Origin of the sequence: Haloparvum alkalitolerans (genome assembly GCF_050122995.1) — an archaeon.
Taxonomy (GTDB): Archaea; Halobacteriota; Halobacteria; order Halobacteriales; family Haloferacaceae; genus Haloparvum; species Haloparvum alkalitolerans.
Genome location: NZ_JBNLIA010000012.1, coordinates 102837 through 119449, shown reverse-complemented (window position 1 = coordinate 119449; position 16613 = coordinate 102837). Strand labels below are relative to the sequence as shown.

Genomic DNA, 16613 nt, shown 5'->3' with positions numbered 1-16613 from the left:
CTCACTCCCCCCAGTCCTCTTCGAGCTCCGGGGCTCGGTCGAGGACCGGCGGGGAGACGTCGATCACTTCGAGCTCTGCGCCGCAGGTTCCGCAGTCGATGATCTCTCCGACCTCCAGGTCGTCGTAGAGGGACACGTCCCCTCCACACTCGACGCATTCGGCTTGGGTCATTGTCGTACGCTCACCTACCGCGTTGAGGGACATAAAGGCATCGAACCTGTCGGATTGATTATGTTACTGCACGCACCGCTATTGGACAGAAAATGGCGTCAGAACCGCCCAGTGAAATCCGATATCAGATTTCTGTTGTTATCTGTCCCCTCGCGGGGACGGCGGGAGCGGTCGCGGTCGCGGCGGGCGGGTCGCGTCCGCACCGCCGACCGCGAGCGGTCGGATCGGCTCAGACATAGCCGGCCACCTCCGCGTCGAGGTCGTCGGCCGCGTCCGCAAGCGCGTCGCGGTGCGTCTCGACCGCCGCGGCGTCGGCCTCGACTCCGTCGCCGGCGGCCGCGATCTCCTCACTGACCGCCGCGGGAGCCGGGCCGCCGGCGGAGTCGCGGCTGGCGACGCTGTGGGCGGGGTCGAGCGCGTGCTCCACGTCCTCGCGGCTCACGTACGCGAACACGGACTCCTCCAGTACCTCGGCGGCGGCCTCGTCAACTTTTGCGGCGGCGGTTGCCGGGTCCATCCCGTCCTCGATCGCCTCGGCGGCCGCGGCGACGATCTCGTGAGCCGTCCGGAAGGGGAGGCCGGCCATCGCCAGCAGGTCCGCGACGCCGGTCGCCGTCGAGAACCCCTCGCCCGCGGCGGCCGCGAGCGCCCCGTCGTTCCAGTCGGCGGTCGCGACCGCGCCGGCCGCGACGCGGGTCGCCTCCGTCACGGCGTCCGCCGCCTCGAAGACGCCGGGGTGGACGCGCTGCAGGTCGCGGTTGTACGCGCGCGGGAGCCCCTTCAGCGCCGTCAGCGTGCCCGACGCCTCCCCGACCGCGTCGCCCGCGACGCCGCGGACCAGCTCCAGCGTGTCGGGGTTCTTCTTCTGGGGCATGATCGAGGAGGTCGACGAGTAGTCGTCGTCCAACTCGACGAGCCCCTTGTTCGCGTAGATGATCACGTCCTCCGCGAGCCCCGACAGCGTCGTCGCGCCCGTCGCCAGCGCGCTCGCTGCCTCCGCGAGGAAGTCCCGCGAGGCGGCGGCGTCCATCGAGTTGCGGACGGTGCCGTCGAACCCGAGCAGGGCGGCCGTGCGGTCGCGGTCCACGTCGAAGGGCGTCCCCGCGAACGCGGCCGCGCCGAGCGGCGACCGGTTGGTGCGGTCGTAGGCGTCCAGCAGACGCGCGGTGTCGCGCGCGACCGCCGACTCGTACGAGAGGAGCCAGTGGGCGACCGTGATCGGCTGGGCGGGCTGGAGGTGCGTGTAGCCGGGCATGACCGTCTCGACGTGCTCGCGGGCGGTCTCGACGAGCGCCTCGCGCAGCGTGATAGTCGCCGCGGCGGCGTCCAGCAGGTCCGCGCGCAGGCGGTGACGGATGCAGGTCGCCACCTCGTCGTTGCGCGAGCGCGCGGTGTGCATCTTCCCGCCGTCCGGGCCGACGCGGTCGATCACCGCGGTCTCGATGGCCTCGTGGACGTCCTCGCCGTCGGGCAACGCGCCGTGGCCCGCCGCCTCCACCTCCGCGAGCGCCGCGAGGATCTCGCCGGCGACGCCGTCCTCGACGATCCCCTGCTCCGCGAGCATGACCACGTGCGCGCGGTCGACCGCGAGGTCGGCCGCGAAGATGCGCTCGTCGGCCGCGAGGCTCGAAAGGAACTCCCGCGCGGGGCCGCCGCTGAAGCGGTCGCGTCGGACTGCCGTCTCGGGGGCGTCGCCGTTCGTCATCGGTCAGTTCTCGTGCAGGTAGTCGTCGGCGGTCTCCGCGACGGTGTCGTCCGAGTCCGTCGCGTCCGCGCCGCCGTCCGCCGCGAGCTCCGGCTTCTCGACGCCCGCGTGGATCTCGTTGGCCAGGCGCTCCTGGAGGCCGTGGTACTTCGCGACGCCCGTGGCGTCCTCCTGCGCGATGCCGGCCACGTCCTCCGTGTTGAACGAGGCCATCTCCTCGGAGTAGACCGCGTACTCCGAGTCGCGGGCGACGACGCGGCAGCTCCCGCCGGAGACCTTCACCGTCGCGGTGCCGGTGACCGCGGTCTGCGTCTCGTCGATGAACGCCTCCAGCGCGTCGACGACCGGCGCGAACACGAGCCCCTGGTACGCCTTTTCCGACCACTCCTGCTCGATGCTCTTCTTCGAGGAGCGCTCGCCCTTCGTGAGCACGAGGTCCTCGAGCGCCCCGTGGGCGGTCAGCAGGACGGTCGCGGCCGGGTGCTCGTAGTTCTCGCGCACCTTCAGCCCGAGCATGCGGTCCTCCATCACGTCGGTACGGCCGACGCCGTACTGGCCCGCGTACTCGTTGAGGTACTGGATCAGCTCGACGGGCGCCATCTCCTCGCCGTCGACGGCGACGGGCACGCCCGCCTCGAAGGCGACCTCGATGGTCGTCTCGCCCTCGGGCTCGGCGGTCCACTCGTAGATGTCCTCCGGGGGGACGTAGTCGGGGTTCTCCAGCTCGCCGCCCTCGACCGCGCGCGACCAGATGTTCGTGTCGATGGACCAGACGCCGCCGTCGCCCGCCTCGACGGGCAGGTCCTTCTCGGCCGCGTACTCGATCTCCCACTCGCGGGTGAGCCCGAGTTCGCGGACGGGCGCGATGACCTCCAGGTCCGAGCCGCGCCACACGGTCTCGAAGCGGAGCTGGTCGTTCCCCTTCCCGGTGCAGCCGTGCGCGATCGCGTCGCAGTTCTGCTCCTCGGCGACCTCCAGAATGGCCTCGGCGATGACCGGGCGCGCGAGCGCCGTGCCGAGCGGGTAGCCCTGGTAGGTCGCGTTCGCCTTCACGCCGGTGAAGCAGAGCTCCGCGAACTCCGCCTTCGCGTCGACGACGTAGTGTTCGAGGCCGAGCGCCTCGGCGGTCTCCTCGGCCTCCTCGAACTCCGACTCCGGCTGGCCGACGTCGACCGTGACGCCGACGACCTCGTCGTAGCCGTACTCCTCTTCCAGGATCGGGACGCAAACGGTCGTGTCAAGTCCACCGCTGAACGCGAGTGCCACGCGTGTCATTACCGGAGTAGAACCGCTTCACCCCCTTAAATTCCGCGGTTTTAATTTTGGAAGGAAAGGGCAGCGTCGTCACTCGCCACGACGAATAGCGTGGTAACTACGGGGTGAAACGGTGCGACGCGACGAGGGGAGTGAGGAATTACTGGCCACGGAGGGCCGGTCGCGTCGCGTCCGGGGCCGGTCGTCGGCCCGCCGGACGCGGCGCTCGTCGCGGTCGCGGCGCTCGTCGGACTCGGGCGAGACCGGAGTCGTGACGAGCGTCCGCGCTCATTGACAGTCCGTAGCGACCCCACCCTACTAAAGCCTTCCGCGCCGGCAGATAACCGGTGTCACTGGTTCCCACGACCGGACCCACGACCGATCACGACGCCTGATCGACCGCTACGCCTTTTTGAATCGGCCGCGCAACGGTGCCCATGGAGATCCTCGTCTTCGGCGCCGGCTCGCTCGGCAGCCTCGTCGGCGGGCTGCTCGCGCGCGCTCACGACGTGACGCTCGTCGGGCGGGACCCGCACATGCGCCGCGTCCGGGAGGACGGCCTCCGGGTCGAGGGCGCGGTCGAGGCCCACACCCATCCCCGGGCGCTCACCGACGGGACGGACCGGGCGGCGGACCTCGCCGTGGTCACGACGAAGGCGTACGACACGGACGCGGCCGCGCGGGCGCTCGCGACCGGCGAGTACGACGCGGTGCTCTCGCTCCAGAACGGCCTGACCGAGGAGCGACTCGTCGCCGGCCTCGACGCGTTCGTCCTCGCGGGCACCGCCACCTACGGCGCGCGCCTCCGCGAACCGGGCCGCGTGGAGTGCACCGGCGTCGGCGAGGTGCTGATCGGGTCGCTTTCGGACGGGGCGGACCGGACGGCACGCCGGACCGCGGAGGCGTTCGCCGACGCGGCGATCGACGCCCGCGCGGTCGGGGACATGCCGCGCCGCCGCTTCGAGAAGCTGGCGGTCAACGCGGGGATCAACGCACCGACCGCGCTGGCGGACCTCGACAACGGCGCGCTCGTCGACGGGCCCGGGCGGAGCGTCGCCGCGGAGGCCGCACGCGAGGTCGCCCGCGTCGCCCGCGCCGAGGGCGTCGCTCTCTCCGAGGCGGACGCGGTCGCGGCGCTGAGCGACGTCGCCGACGCCACCGCCGCCAACCACTCCTCGATGCGGCAGGACCTGACCGCCGAGCGACGCACCGAGGTCGACGCCATCTACGGCGCGGTCGAGGAGCGCGCCGACGCCGCCGCCCTCCCGGTACCGACCTGTCGCACGCTGGCGGCGCTGATCCGGGCGTGGGAGGCGGACCGCGGGCTCCGACCGGGCGACGAGAACTAACTCGCAGCCGGCATAAACGGCGCGGTCGACAGAAACGGCGCGACGCGACCGCTCAGCACCACTCCTCGAGGACCGCGGCGTCGACCTCCTCGACCGACACCCACGCGTCCTCCCGGGACACGTCCGCGATGACGAACTCCGGTCGCTCGTGTGTGGCGTCGACGGACGCCATCACGTCCGGGGACTCCGGAAACGCGAGCGCGTCGCTCGCGTCCGGCAGCGCCGGGGGGTTGGGGTTCGTGTCCGGCTCGTCCCAGGGAGTGGAACTCCGTGACATGGTTGTTAGAACCTACCAGACGAATATAAACATGTCGGAGAGACACCGATGGATCCTCGACCTGTACACGAACGTGCTTATAAATCGGCGGCACGGCGCGGGGATCGCCGCGGATCCGTCGGCCGCGAACGACGTTTTCGCGAACTGTCAGGCGACCGTCGACGCGGCGTGGCGCCACGCGCGGTGCCGCGGGCGTCGGCGGCCGCGCTCGGAGCCGCGAGACGCGCCACAGCCCGGCGCGAGACGGGACGAGCGACCGCGAACGCGCCCGCACACCTTCGCAGTATACAAGAGGACCGCCGGTGAAGGACGGGTCATGAAGGTAGCCGACGCGATGACCCCCCGAGACGACCTCGTGGTCGTCGAGCTTCCCGGGACGCGCGACGACGTGCTCGAGTACATCCAGGAGTACGGCTTCTCCTCGGTTCCCGTCGTGAAGGGAACCGGCGAGGGCGAGGTGTACCGCGGGCTCGTCTCGCGGGACGACCTCATCGAGCAGCCGAACGAGGACCAGCTCGCGATCCTCATGCGGGACGTGCCCACGGTCGGCGCCGACGCCGACATCCGCGAGGCGGCCGACCTGATGGTGACGGAGGACGCCCGCCGCGTCCCCGTGGTCGACGGCGACGAACTGGTCGGCATCCTCACCGTCACCGACGTGGTCCGGGCCATCGCCCGCGGCGAGGTCGACGGCGAGACCCCGGTCGGCGACCTGGCGACGACGGCCGTCAACGCCACCTACGTCGACGCGCCGCTGCCGGTCGCGGAGCGGGAGATCTCCCTCTCGGCGGTCCCCTACGCGGTCGCGCTCGACGACGACGCGGACATGGCGGGCATCCTCACCGAGGTCGACGTGCTCGAGGTGGCCCGCGTCGTGGAGGGCGAGGAGGGCACCGGCGAGAGCGTCGCCAACCAGGACGACGACTGGGCCTGGGAGGGGATCAAGGCGACCGGCAACCGCTACCTCCCGACCCGCAACGTGGAGATCCCGGCCGGTCCCGTCGGCGAGTTCATGACCGCCGACGTGGTCACCGTCTCGAAGCGCCGGACGGCGAAGGAGACCGCTCAGGAGATGATCTCCACCGACATCGAGCAGATCCCGCTGGTCAGCGGCGGCGAGCTCGTCGGCGTCGTCCGCGACGTGAACCTGCTGGAGGGCATCTGAGCATGGCCGGCACGGAGATCGTGGAACTGGCCAAGCGCCGGGGGTTCTTCTTCGGCTCCAACGGCGCCTACGGCGGCACCGCGGGCTTCTACACGTTCGGCCCGCAGGGCGCGGCGCTCAAGCGCAACGTCGAGGAGGCGTGGCGCGACCGCTTCACCGTCGCCGAGGGCAACCAGGAGATCGAGGCCCCGACCGTCATGCCCGAGCCCGTCTTCGAGGCGTCGGGCCACCTCGACGGCTTCGACGACATGCTGGTCGAGTGCGCCGAGTGCGGCGAGTCCCACCGCGCGGACCACCTCGTCGAGGACGCGACCTCCATCGAGGACGCGGAGGCGCTGCCCGGCTCCGAGGTGGAGCTTCTGATCCGCGACCACGACATCGCCTGCCCCTCCTGTGGCACGCCGCTCGCGGGCCAGGACGTGGAGGACTTCAACCTCATGTTCGCCACCGACATCGGCCCCGGCGACTCCCAGCCCGGCTACCTCCGCCCGGAGACCGCGCAGGGCATCTTCGTGGAGTTCCCGCGGCTCAAGGAGTACGCCCGCGGTCGGCTCCCCTTCGGCGTCACGCAGATCGGCGCCGCCTACCGCAACGAGATCTCCCCGCGCGGCGGCCTCCTGCGACTGCGCGAGTTCACGCAGGCCGAACTGGAGCAGTTCATCCACCCCGAGGACGACGAGCCGCCGCTGTGGAAGGTCGCTGACGTGGAGGTCCTGCTGTACCCCGCCGACGAGCAGGAGGCCGAGGACGGCGACTACGTCGAGACGACGGTCGGCGAGGCGGTCGAGGAGGGGATCGTCGGCTCCGCGTGGGTCGGCTACTACCTCGGCGTCGCCCAGGAGTGGTACGAGCGCGTCGGCGTCGACATGGACCGGTTCCGGTTCCGCCAGCACCTCCCGGGCGAGCGCGCCCACTACGCCGCGGACTGCTGGGACGCCGAGTCCGAGGTCGACGGCGACTGGATCGAGATCGCGGGCTTCTCCTACCGCGCCGACTACGACCTCTCGAAGCACGGCGAGTACGGCGACGACGCCTTCACCGTCTTCCAGCGCTACGACGAGCCGAAGACGGTCGAGCGCGCCACCGTCGACCCCGACATGGCCACGCTCGGCCCCGAGTTCGGCGGGCGGGCCGCCGCGGTCGCCGAGGCGCTGGAGGACCTGGCCGCCCGCGACCCCGACGCCTTCGAGGCGGACGCGGTGAGCGTCGAGGTCGACGGCGAGACCGTCTCGGTCGACGCGGACGTGGCGAACTTCTCCGTCGAGGAGGTCACCGAGAACGGCGAGCACGTCACGCCCCACGTCGTCGAGCCCTCTTTCGGCGTCGGCCGGACGGTCCAGACGCTGCTGGCCCACGCCTATCGCGTCGACGAGGTCGACGGCGAGGAGCGCTCGTACCTCTCGCTGGAGCCGGAGCTCGCCCCCACCGACGCCGCGGTGTTCCCGCTCGTGACCAACGAGGAGACCCTCGTCGAGACCGCGCGGTCGGTCGCGAACGACCTGCGCGAGCAGGGGCTCTCCGTCGCCTACGACGACTCCGGCTCCATCGGCCGGCGGTACCGTCGTCAGGACGAGGTCGGCACGCCCTTCTGTGTCACCGTCGACCGCGACGGCCTGGAGGGCGACGGGCCCGACACCGTCACGGTCCGCGAGCGCGACACGGCCGCGCAGGTCCGCGTCCCGGTCGACGGGCTCGCGGACGCGCTCGCGCCGCTGCTGGCGGGCGAGGACTCCTTCGAGGCGTTCCTCGACGAGTACGAGACCGTCGACAGCGACGTGGAGACGCAGTAACGCGATGACCGGGGGACCGGCGCGCGAGGACGGTCGGGGGTCGTCGGGCGACGACGGTCCGGAGGCCGACGCGCGATGACGGGCGCCGTCGACGAGGAGCGCCCCCGCAGCTGGCGCGAGCGCGTCGAGCTGGAGCGCCGGCTCGTCCACGCGGCGGGCGTCGGCTTCCTGGTCCCGTACCTGATCGGCTGGCTCACGTGGACCGAGACGCGGCTCCTGCTCGGGGCCGGGCTTGTCGTCGTGGTCGTGCTGGAGTTCCTCCGGCTGGTCGTGGGACTCGACCACGCCGTCTACCGCAAGCTGACGCGTCCCTACGAGGCCGACAGCGTCGCGGGCTACGCGCTCTACATGCTGAGCATGGCCGGCGCCGGAATCCTCCTCCCCCGCCCGGTCGCGATCCCCGCGATGCTGATGCTGGCGCTCGGTGACCCGGTGAGCGGCGCGCTCGGCGACAACGCGGCCGACGAGCCGAAGCGCCCGGTCGTGTGGCTCGCGATGTTCCTGACGTGTCTGGCGCTGGCGCTGCCGTTCACCGTCGCCGCCGCGGGACCGACCGCGGGCGCCGCCGCCGCGGTCCTGGGCGCGCTCGGGGCGACGGTCGCCGACGGGCTGCCGCCGATCGTCCGCGGATACCCGGTCGACGACAACCTCACCATCCCCCCTGCCGCGGCCGCGGGGCTGCTCGTCGGGTTCCACCTCGTCGGCTGACCGGCGGCGCCGCCGCTACGGCGGATAAAAGAACTCCGAGCCCGCACCGGCCGGGCCGGCGGGACGCGGAGAAAGTTACGTGTGGGGTCGCCCGGAGTTACAGGTCGCGCGGCTGGACCGTCTTGCGGTCGTTCGCCTCCGCGCGGCGGGCGGCGTCCTCGAGCAGCTCATCGACTTCCTCGTCGAGCGCCTCGTAGAAGTCCGACGCGACGTTCTTCTCTTCGAGCGCTTCCTTGACGGCTGCCTTGACAATGAGGTCTGCCATGCACTCGGGTCTTCCCCGTCACCGTTTATAAGATTTCCTGAATTCGACCGATACGAGGCGCCTGCAGGCTGTTCGCACGGGGTGCGCGCCGCACATCGACATAAATCTTCCGGGCCGGAGCGACTGAAACCTGCCGAGAACCCGGGCAGCGATCGGACTCCGGGCCGGCCGCGGTTCGGTGAACGCGGTCAAAGCTGCCGATAATCGGGCGACGCCGGTCTCGCGCGCGCCCGAACCGACAACTACGACTCCGACGGGCGCCACGAGTTGGACATGCGCGAGACGCTCGCAGCGCTCGCGGCCGGGGAGATCTCCGTCGCCGAGGCGGAGTCCCGGCTGGCGGGCTACGCGACGACGGAGGCCGGGCGGTTCGACGCCGCCCGCGAGCACAGACGCGGGATCCCCGAGGCGGTCCTCGCGGAGGGGAAAACCGCGGCCGAGACGGCGGCGCTCGCGGTCACCGCCGTCGAGACCGCCGGCCGTGCGGTCGTCACCAGGACCGACACGGAGACGGCGGCGGCCGTCCGCGAGGCCATCGCCGAGTCCGTTCCGGACGCGACCGTCGACCACAACGCGCGCACACGGACGGTCGTGGTCCACGCACCGGACTTCGAGCCGCCGTCGCTGGACGCCCGCGTCGCGGTCGTCACCGCGGGCACCTCGGACGCGCCCGCGGCGGGCGAGGCCGCGACCATCGCCCGGGAGATCGGCGCCGACGTGGACCTGATCGAGGACGTGGGCGTCGCGAGCCTCCTTCGGATCGTCGACCAGCTCGACCGGATCCGCGGGGCCGACGTCGTGATCGTCGCGGCCGGGCGCGAGGGCGCGCTCCCCACCGTCGTCGCGGGGCTCGTGGACGCGCCCGTCATCGGCCTGCCCGTGGGGACGGGATACGGCGTCGGCGGCGAGGGGGAAGCGGCGCTGTACGGCACCCTCCAGTCCTGCACGGTGCTGACGACCGTCAACGTCGACGCCGGCTTCGTGGCCGGCGCGCAGGCCGGCCTGATCGCCCGGGCGGTCGACGGGGTGAGCGGCGCCGCGGACGGGGCCTCGGGCAGCGAGTCGAACGGAGAGTAACCGCGGAGTGACGGCGCGTCGAAGTGACGGATCGTTATTGGTTCCCGCCCGTCACCGACCGATATTGCGAGAGTTTCACACTCGGCCGATTATTTTTCGGATAGACGCCCACAACCCCTCGAAACGCGGAGAGGACAAGGGTATTTCAGCGTCGCTCCCGTACTGGGGGCCGCCGGCAAGCGGTGGATGCCGGTCCAACATGCCAACCTGCGACAACTGCGGGTCGCACGTGTCGGACCGCTTCGCCCGCGTGTTCGCGGACGAGGTCGGACAGCTGCTCGCCTGTCCCGCCTGCTCGGCGAACGCCGGGATCGCGGAAGCGGCGCGAGAGCGCACCCGTTCCCAGAACTGAGGGGGCATCGTCCCGCCATCCCTCGCGCCCGCTCCACGGCGGCCGCGACCGACCATCCCCGACGCGCGGCGGGGCGGCCCCGGAACCGGGATTCTTTAGCCACCGCGTCGAAGCGGGGGCGTGCACTACGTCTACGTGCTGGAGTGTGCCGACGGGACGCTCTACACCGGTTACACGACGGACGTCGAGCGGCGCGTCGCCGAGCACGACGCCGGCGAGGGCGCGAAGTACACTCGCGGGCGCACGCCGGTCGAGCTCCGCCACGTGGAGTCGTTCGAGACGAAGTCGGCCGCGATGTCTCGCGAGCACGCGGTCAAACAGCTCTCCCGGACCGAGAAGGAGCGGCTCGTGGCGGCGGGCGAGGCGGTCGAGTCGCCGTAGCGCACCCGCTCAGCGGCGCAGGCGCTCGGCGTGTTCGTACACCTCGAGGCCGAGCGTCTCCGTCCGCTCGCGGAGGGCGTCGTCCGTGAACGCCCCGTCCGCGAAGGCGCCCGACGCGCCGCGGATACCGACCTGATGGGGAACGACCCACGCGTGGACGTTCCGCATCGTCGCGCGGACGTGTTCGAGCGTGGCGCCGTACGACCCCCCGCCCGCGGTGGCGACGAGGCCGACCGCGGTGTCCTCGTACTCGTCGGAGCCGCAGTAGTCGTGGAAGTTCTTGAACGTCGAGGAGTAGGAGCCGTGATAGACGGGCGTGCCGACGACGACGCCCTCGGCCTCGCGCACGCGCCGCCGGAGCGCCGCGCTCTCGCCCTGGTCGTCGCGGTCGGGGTGGTACAGCGGCAGGTCGACCGCACCGAGGTCGATCAGGTCCGTCTCCGCGCCCGCGGCGGCCGCGGCCTCGAGCGCGCACGCCACCGCCGCGCGCGTGTAGCTCTCGGTCCGACGGCTGCCGGAGATGCCGACGATGGTGGTCATTACCCCACGTCCGCGGCCCGGCGTCAAAAACGCCGCGAGACGTGGCGAGTCCGGATGCCGGGACTCCGCGAGCGGCGCCTACACCGAGAGCACGGGCTGGCTCGCGTACAGCAGGACGTACTCGGCCGCCTTCTCCAGCACCTCGCCCGGGTCGCCGGAGACCGGTTCGCGGGGGACGACGAGGAAGTCCGCGTCGAGGTCCTCGGCCGTGTCGAGGATCACGCTCCCCGGATGGGTGGTCTTCACCTTCGTGGAGAAGCCGTAGGCGATGGAGGTGGTGGTCTCCACGTCGAGGTCGGCCGCGTGCTCGCGGACCTCCTCGGTGAACGACTCGGTGTCGGCCGCGACCTCCGACTCGTCGACCGCCCCCGTCTCGATGGCGCGGACCACGTCCTCGCCGAGCACGTACACCGCGTGCATCGTGGCGTCGTACTCGTTCGCGACCGCTATCGCGTACTCGACGGCCTCCTGTGATTCCTCGCTGCCGTCGACCGGCGCCAGCACGAGGTCGATCTCGAGGTCGACCATACTCCCCGGTCGTCGCCGGCCGTCAAAAACCTCCGGTTGCGCGGTCGAGCGTCGGTCCACCTCCCACGGCCGCCGCGGGCTGCCGGCTCTGGCCGCTACAGCGGTAACAGCGACCGCCCGAACAACGCGCCCGCGAGCGCGTCCACGCCGAAGGCGACGAACACCGCCCCGGCGACGCGCCGGACCAGCGCCGGTCGGATCCGGTCGGAGAGGCGCGCGGACGCGAACGCCGTCACCGCCGTCACGGGCACGAACGCCGCCATCACGCCGACCCACACGGCCGGGTCCGCGCCGTACCGCACCGCGAGCGCGATGGTGATGAGCTGCGTCTTATCGCCGATCTCGCCGACCGCGAACAGCCCGAACGCGGCCGCGAACCCCTCGTAGCCCGGCGGGGAGACCCCCTCGATGCGCGACAGCAGGGTCTCCTCGCGGTCCGCCGTCGGCAGCGACACCGCGGGCAATAGGTACCACGCCCCGACTGCGAGGAACAACAGCCCCATCGTCGCGCTCACCGCCGCCTCGGGGAACGCGCCGCGGAGCGCGTCCGCCACGAGGATCTCGACGACCGTCCAGCAGCCGAACGCCAGCGACGCGCCCGCGACCACCCGCCACGGGTCGTACCGCGTCGCCAGCCCCGCGACGACGAACTGCCCCTTCTCGCCGGGCAGCGCCAGCAGCTGGAGACCCGCGGCGACCGCGACGACCTCGATCCAACCGGCCATTCGGTCGGCGGTACGACGCGGACGCGTAAAGGCGTGGCCGATGCGGCCGACGAGGAGAGGTTCGCCGCCCTGCACACCGGCACGTCCGCGGGAGGCCGCCGAGCACCGCTCGGCACCGCCCAGCACCGCTCGGCACCGACCGCCCGGCACCGCCCGCTTTTAAGCCCCGCCGCGGCGAACGCCCGTCCATGTTCGAGACCATCGTCATCGCGACGGACGGCTCGGAGAGCGTGAGCCGAGCGGTCGGCGTCGCGCTGGACATCGCGGACCGGTTCGACGCCACGGTCCACGCGCTGTACGTGGTCGACAGCGGCGAGGTCGAGTCCTCGCCCGACGCCGTTCGTGAGGACCTCCGCGACGCCCTCGACACACAGGGCCGGGAGGCGCTCGAGGAGGTCCGCGAGCGCGCCGCCGACGCGGTCGACACCGACGTCGAGACGGTCGTCCGCGAGGGCCGCCCCGCCGCCGAGATCGCCGCCTACGCCCGCGAGGTCGACGCCGACTGCGTCGCCACCGGCACCCGCGGCCGCCACGGCGAGAACCGGTTCCTGATCGGCTCCGTCGCCGAACGCGTCGTCCGCACCTGCCCCGTCCCCGTCCTGACGGTCCGCCAACTCACCAGCGAGGACCCGCGACGGACCACCATCTAACCGACCTTTTTCTGCGTCGGGTCGCGCCGGCGCTTCGCGCCGGCTTGACCTCTCCTTGAAAAATGTCGATCAAAAAGGGGCCGCGGTCGGCGCTGCGGGCGCTTCGCGCCCTCGCGCCGCCGCGGTTCCACGACCTCGACAGAAACAGCACCGCACCGCCACCGCCCCGCCACAGCACCGCCCCGCCACAGCATCGCCACAGCACCGCACCGCCACCGCACCGCCACCGCACCGCCACCGCACCGCCACCGCACCGCCACCGCACCGCCACCGCACCGCCACCGCACCGCCACCGCACCGCCACAGCGCCGCACGGGAACGGGAAACTGCGCGGAACGTCGCTGTGGGGACAGAAAAACCGACACTCGACCGCCGGTCACAGAAACGGCCCCGCGAACGACGGCGCCGCCGGCTCCCTCACTGCCCGCGGAGCGGCGGAGTTTTCCCGCTCGCGGGGGAGAAACGGGTATGGACGACGACCTCATCGACGACGACGCGATCCCCCTCTCCCGGCGCACGAAACTGCCGGGCAAGGGCTTCTTCTACCCCGACTCGCTGGACGAGGAGCGCGCGGAGACCCGCGCCCGCGAGGCCATCGAGGGCGCCGAGACCGTGGTTATCGCGGACGGCGACGCCGACGGCCTCGCCTGCGCCGCGATGATCCGCGAGGCGTCCGACGCCGCGCTCGACGTGGCGCCCTTCGAGGAGCGCATCGCCGAGCGCCTGCTGGAGTCCGAGGGGGCACTCGATGACGAGAACGTCGAGGAGGATGATGAGGAGGATGACGGCGAGGATGACGGCGAGGAAGCCGAGGCGGACCCCCTCGCGGACGCCCACGCGCAGTCGCCGGTCGCGCTGGTGCCCGCGGGCCCCTACTCGCTGGACGACGCGCTCGAACGCGTCGCGGAGTACGCCGACCCCGGGATCGACCTGTTCGTCTGCGACATCTGCCCCGACGACTTCTCGTGGATCGAGGCACCCCTGCTGACGCTCGCCGAGGACTGCGAGTCGATACACTGGTTCGACCACCACCAGTGGGAGGACGCGACCGCCGAGGCGGTTCGCGACGCGGGCGTCGACCTCGTCGTCGGCGACTCCGACGAGGAGTGTACCGCCGACGTCGCCCTCCGCTCGCTGGCGTACGACTTCGACGAGCGCTGGAGCGAACTGGCGCTGGTCACCCGCGACCACGACCTCTGGCTCAACGAGGACGAGCGGTCACAGGACCTGGCCGATTACGCCTACTGGACCTCGCCGGAGGAGTACGTCGCGGTCGTCGGGGCCTACGGCGCTGACCTCCCCGAGACGGTCGTCGAGTACGTCGAACACCGCCGCGTCGAGAAGGAGAACCGCATCGAGACCGCGGTCGACCGCGCCACCTTCCAGTCCGTCGGCGACTGGTCGGTCGCCGTCACCTACGGCCGCTGCTCGCAGAACGAGGTCGCCGAGCGCCTCCGCGAGCAGGGGGCCGACGGCGCTGTGATCGTCAAGCCCGCGGGCTCCGCGTCGATCCGCGGCTCCGAGGACTTTCGCTACGCGCACGAGGTCGCGGGGAAGGTCAACGGCGGCGGCCACCCGCAGGCGGCCGGCTGCAAGCCCGACATCTACGACGACATGCTCGACTACGCGAACCACTGGACGACGGAGGGGCAGGCCTGCCGGAAGGTGATCCTCGCCGCGTTCGAGGACGTTGCCGAGGAGCTCGCCGCGGGCGAGATCGACGTCGTCGAGCCCGACGAATAGCGCCCCTCGCCCTGTTTCGCCGGATCGACCGTGACAAACTTCACGTCCCCGGGGTCCCTCTAGCGGACGACATGCCCGGTGGACACGACCAGACCCTGCGACCGTTCCTGTGGCGCGCGACCCGACTGTACCCCGACACGGAGATCGTCTCCCGCGAACACGACGGCCTCCGCCGGTACACCTACGGGGAGTACGCCGACCGCACCGCCCAACTGGCGAACGCGCTCGACGACTACGGGGTCGAGGCGGGCGACCGCGTGGCGACGTTCTGCTGGAACCACGCGCGTCACTTCGAGACGTACTTCGGCGTGCCGACCATCGGCGCGCAACTGCACACGATCAACCCCCTGCTCCCGGACGAGCACGTCCGCTACATCGTCGACAACGCCGAGGACGAGCTCGTCTTCGTCGACCCCTCGCTGGCCGGTAAGCTCGCCGCCGCGGCCGAGGACGCCGCGGAGTTCGACGGCGTCGACTTCGTCGTGATGGGCGACGAGCCGGTCGCCGAACTCGACGCGACCCCCTACGAGGAGTTCATCGGGGGGCACGACGCCGACTACGACTGGCCCGAGTTGGACGGCGACCAGCCCGCGGGGCTCTGTTACACCTCCGGGACGACCGGACGGCCGAAGGGCGTCGAGTACACGCAGTCGATGCTGTGGAGTCACACGATGGCGTCGCTGACGCCGCAGGGGATCCCGATGACCGACGCGGACGTGGTGATGCCGGTGGTCCCGATGTTCCACGTCAACGCGTGGGGGATGCCGTTCACGGCGACCGCGGCGGGCGCGAAGCACGTCTATCCCGGTCCCTCGCCCGAGCCCGCGGACCTGGCCTCGCTCATCGAGGAGGAGGGCGTCACCATCTCCGCGGGCGTACCGACGGTCTGGCTCGGGCTCCGCGAGTACATCGAGGCGGGCAACGACGTGGACCTCTCGGCGCTGGACACGATCATCGTCGGCGGGTCGGCCGCGCCGCCCGCGCTGATCGAGTGGTACGACGACCGCGGTGTCGAGCTGCTGCACGCGTGGGGGATGACCGAGCTCTCGCCCATCGGCACGGTCTCACACCTCAAACACGACCTCCGGGACGCCGACTACGGGACGCAGGTCGAAAAACGCGCGAAGCAGGGGCTGATCGCGCCCGGGCTGGAGTTCCGCGTCATCGACGAGGACGGCGAGGAGATCCCGTGGGACGGCGAGGCGTTCGGCGAGTTGCAGGTCCGCGGGCCGTGGGTGACGAAGGAGTACTTCCAGCGCCCGGACGCGACCGCCGAGGAGTTCGAGGACGGCTGGCTCAAGACCGGCGACGTGGTCACCGTCGACGAGGACGGCTACCTTCAGATCGTCGACCGCACGAAGGACGTGATCAAGTCCGGCGGGGAGTGGATCTCCAGCGTCGAACTCGAGAACGCCATCATGGCCCACGAGGACGTGAGCGAGGCGACCGTCATCGGCGTCCCCCACGAGCGCTGGCAGGAGCGCCCGGTCGCGTTCGTCGTTCCCGCCGAGGCCGCCGACCGCGACGCCCTCCCCGACGAGATCGACGCGATGCTCCGCGAGGAGTACCCCAAGTGGTGGCTGCCGGACGCCGTCGAGTTCATCGACGAGGTGCCCAAGACCGCCACCGGGAAGTTCTCAAAGAAGGACCTCCGCGAGCGCTACGCCGACCAGTCGCTCGTCGAGGGCGCGGTCCCCGAGGAGGACGCTCCCGAATAGCCCTCAAAGTGCCCATCCGATGACGGTGAGGGTGTGGTGCGCTGCTGTCGCGGGGCGGTGCTGTAGCGGCCGGCGCGCGCGAGCAACGCGCGCGAGGGAGGTCGCGGGCGGGGCGCGATGCGGTGCGGTTCCGCGCCCCGCCCGCGGCCGAGGTTGGGGAGGTGTGAGGTTGCGGGGCGGTCGCGGTGCGGTTGCGATGCTGGGCGGTGCTGTC

At 71.6% G+C, this 16613-nt stretch carries 18 protein-coding genes; 10 read left to right on the top strand and 8 right to left on the bottom strand.

Annotation, left to right across the window (positions count from 1 at the left end; all coding sequences use genetic code 11):
* Position 1: 1 nt before the first annotated feature.
* The 3 genes from lysW to ACQE3L_RS11845 all read right to left on the bottom strand — a co-directional run bounded on the left by lysW (position 2) and on the right by ACQE3L_RS11845 (position 3152).
* Entirely contained in the window at positions 2-172 is a 171-nt protein-coding gene (gene lysW / locus ACQE3L_RS11855) for a lysine biosynthesis protein LysW (protein ID WP_058367552.1), read from the bottom strand.
* Between the two features lie 229 nt (positions 173-401).
* A complete protein-coding gene (gene argH / locus ACQE3L_RS11850; protein ID WP_426964028.1) occupies positions 402-1877 on the bottom strand; it encodes an argininosuccinate lyase in 1476 nt (491 codons plus the stop codon).
* Between the two features lie 3 nt (positions 1878-1880).
* Entirely contained in the window at positions 1881-3152 is a 1272-nt protein-coding gene (locus ACQE3L_RS11845) for an argininosuccinate synthase (RefSeq protein ID WP_426964027.1), read from the bottom strand.
* A gap of 416 nt (positions 3153-3568) precedes the next feature.
* Here ACQE3L_RS11845 and ACQE3L_RS11840 point away from each other — a divergent pair, with 416 nt between their 5' ends.
* On the top strand, positions 3569-4480 hold the full coding sequence (locus tag ACQE3L_RS11840; protein ID WP_426964026.1) for a ketopantoate reductase family protein: 912 nt from the start codon (positions 3569-3571) through the stop codon (positions 4478-4480).
* Between the two features lie 52 nt (positions 4481-4532).
* Here the strand turns inward: ACQE3L_RS11840 and ACQE3L_RS11835 are convergent, their stop codons facing one another.
* Positions 4533-4757, bottom strand: coding sequence for a DUF7556 family protein (locus ACQE3L_RS11835; protein WP_426964025.1), 225 nt, complete (start codon positions 4755-4757; stop codon positions 4533-4535).
* A 316-nt stretch (positions 4758-5073) separates the two neighbouring features.
* Between ACQE3L_RS11835 and ACQE3L_RS11830 the strand changes: the two genes are divergently transcribed.
* From ACQE3L_RS11830 to ACQE3L_RS11820, 3 genes are all read left to right on the top strand, one after another.
* Positions 5074-5922, top strand: coding sequence for a CBS domain-containing protein (locus tag ACQE3L_RS11830; RefSeq protein ID WP_426964024.1), 849 nt, complete (start codon positions 5074-5076; stop codon positions 5920-5922).
* Positions 5923-5924: 2 nt separating this feature from the next.
* The gene (gene glyS / locus ACQE3L_RS11825; protein WP_426964023.1) at positions 5925-7712 is read left to right on the top strand and encodes a glycine--tRNA ligase; all 1788 of its coding nucleotides are present in this window, start codon (positions 5925-5927) and stop codon (positions 7710-7712) included.
* Positions 7713-7787: 75 nt separating this feature from the next.
* On the top strand, positions 7788-8420 hold the full coding sequence (locus tag ACQE3L_RS11820) for a dolichol kinase (protein ID WP_426964022.1): 633 nt from the start codon (positions 7788-7790) through the stop codon (positions 8418-8420).
* Between the two features lie 97 nt (positions 8421-8517).
* On the opposite strand, the gene ACQE3L_RS11815 is transcribed toward ACQE3L_RS11820, so the two are convergent.
* Positions 8518-8685, bottom strand: a complete 168-nt coding sequence (locus ACQE3L_RS11815; protein WP_058367545.1) for a DUF1931 family protein — start codon at positions 8683-8685, stop codon at positions 8518-8520.
* Positions 8686-8958: 273 nt separating this feature from the next.
* On the opposite strand from ACQE3L_RS11815, the gene larB reads away from it, so the two are divergent.
* The 3 genes from larB to ACQE3L_RS11800 all read left to right on the top strand — a co-directional run bounded on the left by larB (position 8959) and on the right by ACQE3L_RS11800 (position 10495).
* Positions 8959-9762 carry a nickel pincer cofactor biosynthesis protein LarB gene (larB, locus tag ACQE3L_RS11810; RefSeq protein ID WP_426964021.1) on the top strand — a complete coding sequence of 268 codons (804 nt, stop codon included), beginning with the start codon at positions 8959-8961 and terminating at the stop codon, positions 9760-9762.
* A 199-nt stretch (positions 9763-9961) separates the two neighbouring features.
* Positions 9962-10114, top strand: a complete 153-nt coding sequence (locus ACQE3L_RS11805; RefSeq protein WP_426964020.1) for a DUF7563 family protein — start codon at positions 9962-9964, stop codon at positions 10112-10114.
* A gap of 120 nt (positions 10115-10234) precedes the next feature.
* Positions 10235-10495 (top strand): GIY-YIG nuclease family protein, encoded by a 261-nt coding sequence (locus ACQE3L_RS11800; RefSeq protein WP_426964019.1) that lies wholly within the window; start codon positions 10235-10237, stop codon positions 10493-10495.
* 9 nt (positions 10496-10504) lie between these two features.
* Here ACQE3L_RS11800 and ACQE3L_RS11795 read toward each other — a convergent pair whose 3' ends face one another.
* The 3 genes from ACQE3L_RS11795 to ACQE3L_RS11785 all read right to left on the bottom strand — a co-directional run bounded on the left by ACQE3L_RS11795 (position 10505) and on the right by ACQE3L_RS11785 (position 12288).
* On the bottom strand, positions 10505-11035 hold the full coding sequence (locus ACQE3L_RS11795; RefSeq protein ID WP_426964018.1) for an NADPH-dependent FMN reductase: 531 nt from the start codon (positions 11033-11035) through the stop codon (positions 10505-10507).
* A 78-nt stretch (positions 11036-11113) separates the two neighbouring features.
* Positions 11114-11563 (bottom strand): universal stress protein, encoded by a 450-nt coding sequence (locus ACQE3L_RS11790; RefSeq protein WP_426964016.1) that lies wholly within the window; start codon positions 11561-11563, stop codon positions 11114-11116.
* Positions 11564-11658: 95 nt separating this feature from the next.
* Positions 11659-12288, bottom strand: a complete 630-nt coding sequence (locus ACQE3L_RS11785) for a TMEM165/GDT1 family protein (RefSeq protein WP_426964015.1) — start codon at positions 12286-12288, stop codon at positions 11659-11661.
* A gap of 188 nt (positions 12289-12476) precedes the next feature.
* Here ACQE3L_RS11785 and ACQE3L_RS11780 point away from each other — a divergent pair, with 188 nt between their 5' ends.
* The 3 genes from ACQE3L_RS11780 (at position 12477) to ACQE3L_RS11770 (ending at position 16399) form a co-directional block, all read left to right on the top strand.
* Positions 12477-12938 (top strand): universal stress protein, encoded by a 462-nt coding sequence (locus ACQE3L_RS11780; RefSeq protein ID WP_426964013.1) that lies wholly within the window; start codon positions 12477-12479, stop codon positions 12936-12938.
* A 468-nt stretch (positions 12939-13406) separates the two neighbouring features.
* The gene (locus ACQE3L_RS11775; protein WP_426964011.1) at positions 13407-14681 is read left to right on the top strand and encodes a DHH family phosphoesterase; all 1275 of its coding nucleotides are present in this window, start codon (positions 13407-13409) and stop codon (positions 14679-14681) included.
* Between the two features lie 71 nt (positions 14682-14752).
* Positions 14753-16399: a long-chain fatty acid--CoA ligase gene (locus tag ACQE3L_RS11770; RefSeq protein WP_426964010.1), complete on the top strand. Its 1647-nt coding sequence runs from the start codon at positions 14753-14755 to the stop codon at positions 16397-16399.
* The last annotated feature ends 214 nt before the right edge of the window (positions 16400-16613 follow it).

Excerpts from the sequence above, each read along its gene's own strand:
- ACQE3L_RS11815 (WP_058367545.1), bottom strand. The coding sequence starts at position 8,685 with ATGGCAGACCTCATTGTCAAGGCAGCCGTCAAGGAAGCGCTCGAAGAG.
- ACQE3L_RS11785 (WP_426964015.1), bottom strand. The coding sequence starts at position 12,288 with ATGGCCGGTTGGATCGAGGTCGTCGCGGTCGCCGCGGGTCTCCAGCTG.
- ACQE3L_RS11845 (WP_426964027.1), bottom strand. The coding sequence starts at position 3,152 with ATGACACGCGTGGCACTCGCGTTCAGCGGTGGACTTGACACGACCGTT.
- ACQE3L_RS11770 (WP_426964010.1), top strand. The coding sequence starts at position 14,753 with ATGCCCGGTGGACACGACCAGACCCTGCGACCGTTCCTGTGGCGCGCG.
- glyS (WP_426964023.1), top strand. The coding sequence starts at position 5,925 with ATGGCCGGCACGGAGATCGTGGAACTGGCCAAGCGCCGGGGGTTCTTC.
- ACQE3L_RS11775 (WP_426964011.1), top strand. The coding sequence starts at position 13,407 with ATGGACGACGACCTCATCGACGACGACGCGATCCCCCTCTCCCGGCGC.
- larB (WP_426964021.1), top strand. The coding sequence starts at position 8,959 with ATGCGCGAGACGCTCGCAGCGCTCGCGGCCGGGGAGATCTCCGTCGCC.
- ACQE3L_RS11830 (WP_426964024.1), top strand. The coding sequence starts at position 5,074 with ATGAAGGTAGCCGACGCGATGACCCCCCGAGACGACCTCGTGGTCGTC.
- ACQE3L_RS11835 (WP_426964025.1), bottom strand. The coding sequence starts at position 4,757 with ATGTCACGGAGTTCCACTCCCTGGGACGAGCCGGACACGAACCCCAAC.
- lysW (WP_058367552.1), bottom strand. The coding sequence starts at position 172 with ATGACCCAAGCCGAATGCGTCGAGTGTGGAGGGGACGTGTCCCTCTAC.
- ACQE3L_RS11805 (WP_426964020.1), top strand. The coding sequence starts at position 9,962 with ATGCCAACCTGCGACAACTGCGGGTCGCACGTGTCGGACCGCTTCGCC.
- ACQE3L_RS11840 (WP_426964026.1), top strand. The coding sequence starts at position 3,569 with ATGGAGATCCTCGTCTTCGGCGCCGGCTCGCTCGGCAGCCTCGTCGGC.
- ACQE3L_RS11790 (WP_426964016.1), bottom strand. The coding sequence starts at position 11,563 with ATGGTCGACCTCGAGATCGACCTCGTGCTGGCGCCGGTCGACGGCAGC.
- ACQE3L_RS11820 (WP_426964022.1), top strand. The coding sequence starts at position 7,788 with ATGACGGGCGCCGTCGACGAGGAGCGCCCCCGCAGCTGGCGCGAGCGC.
- ACQE3L_RS11795 (WP_426964018.1), bottom strand. The coding sequence starts at position 11,035 with ATGACCACCATCGTCGGCATCTCCGGCAGCCGTCGGACCGAGAGCTAC.
- ACQE3L_RS11780 (WP_426964013.1), top strand. The coding sequence starts at position 12,477 with ATGTTCGAGACCATCGTCATCGCGACGGACGGCTCGGAGAGCGTGAGC.
- argH (WP_426964028.1), bottom strand. The coding sequence starts at position 1,877 with ATGACGAACGGCGACGCCCCCGAGACGGCAGTCCGACGCGACCGCTTC.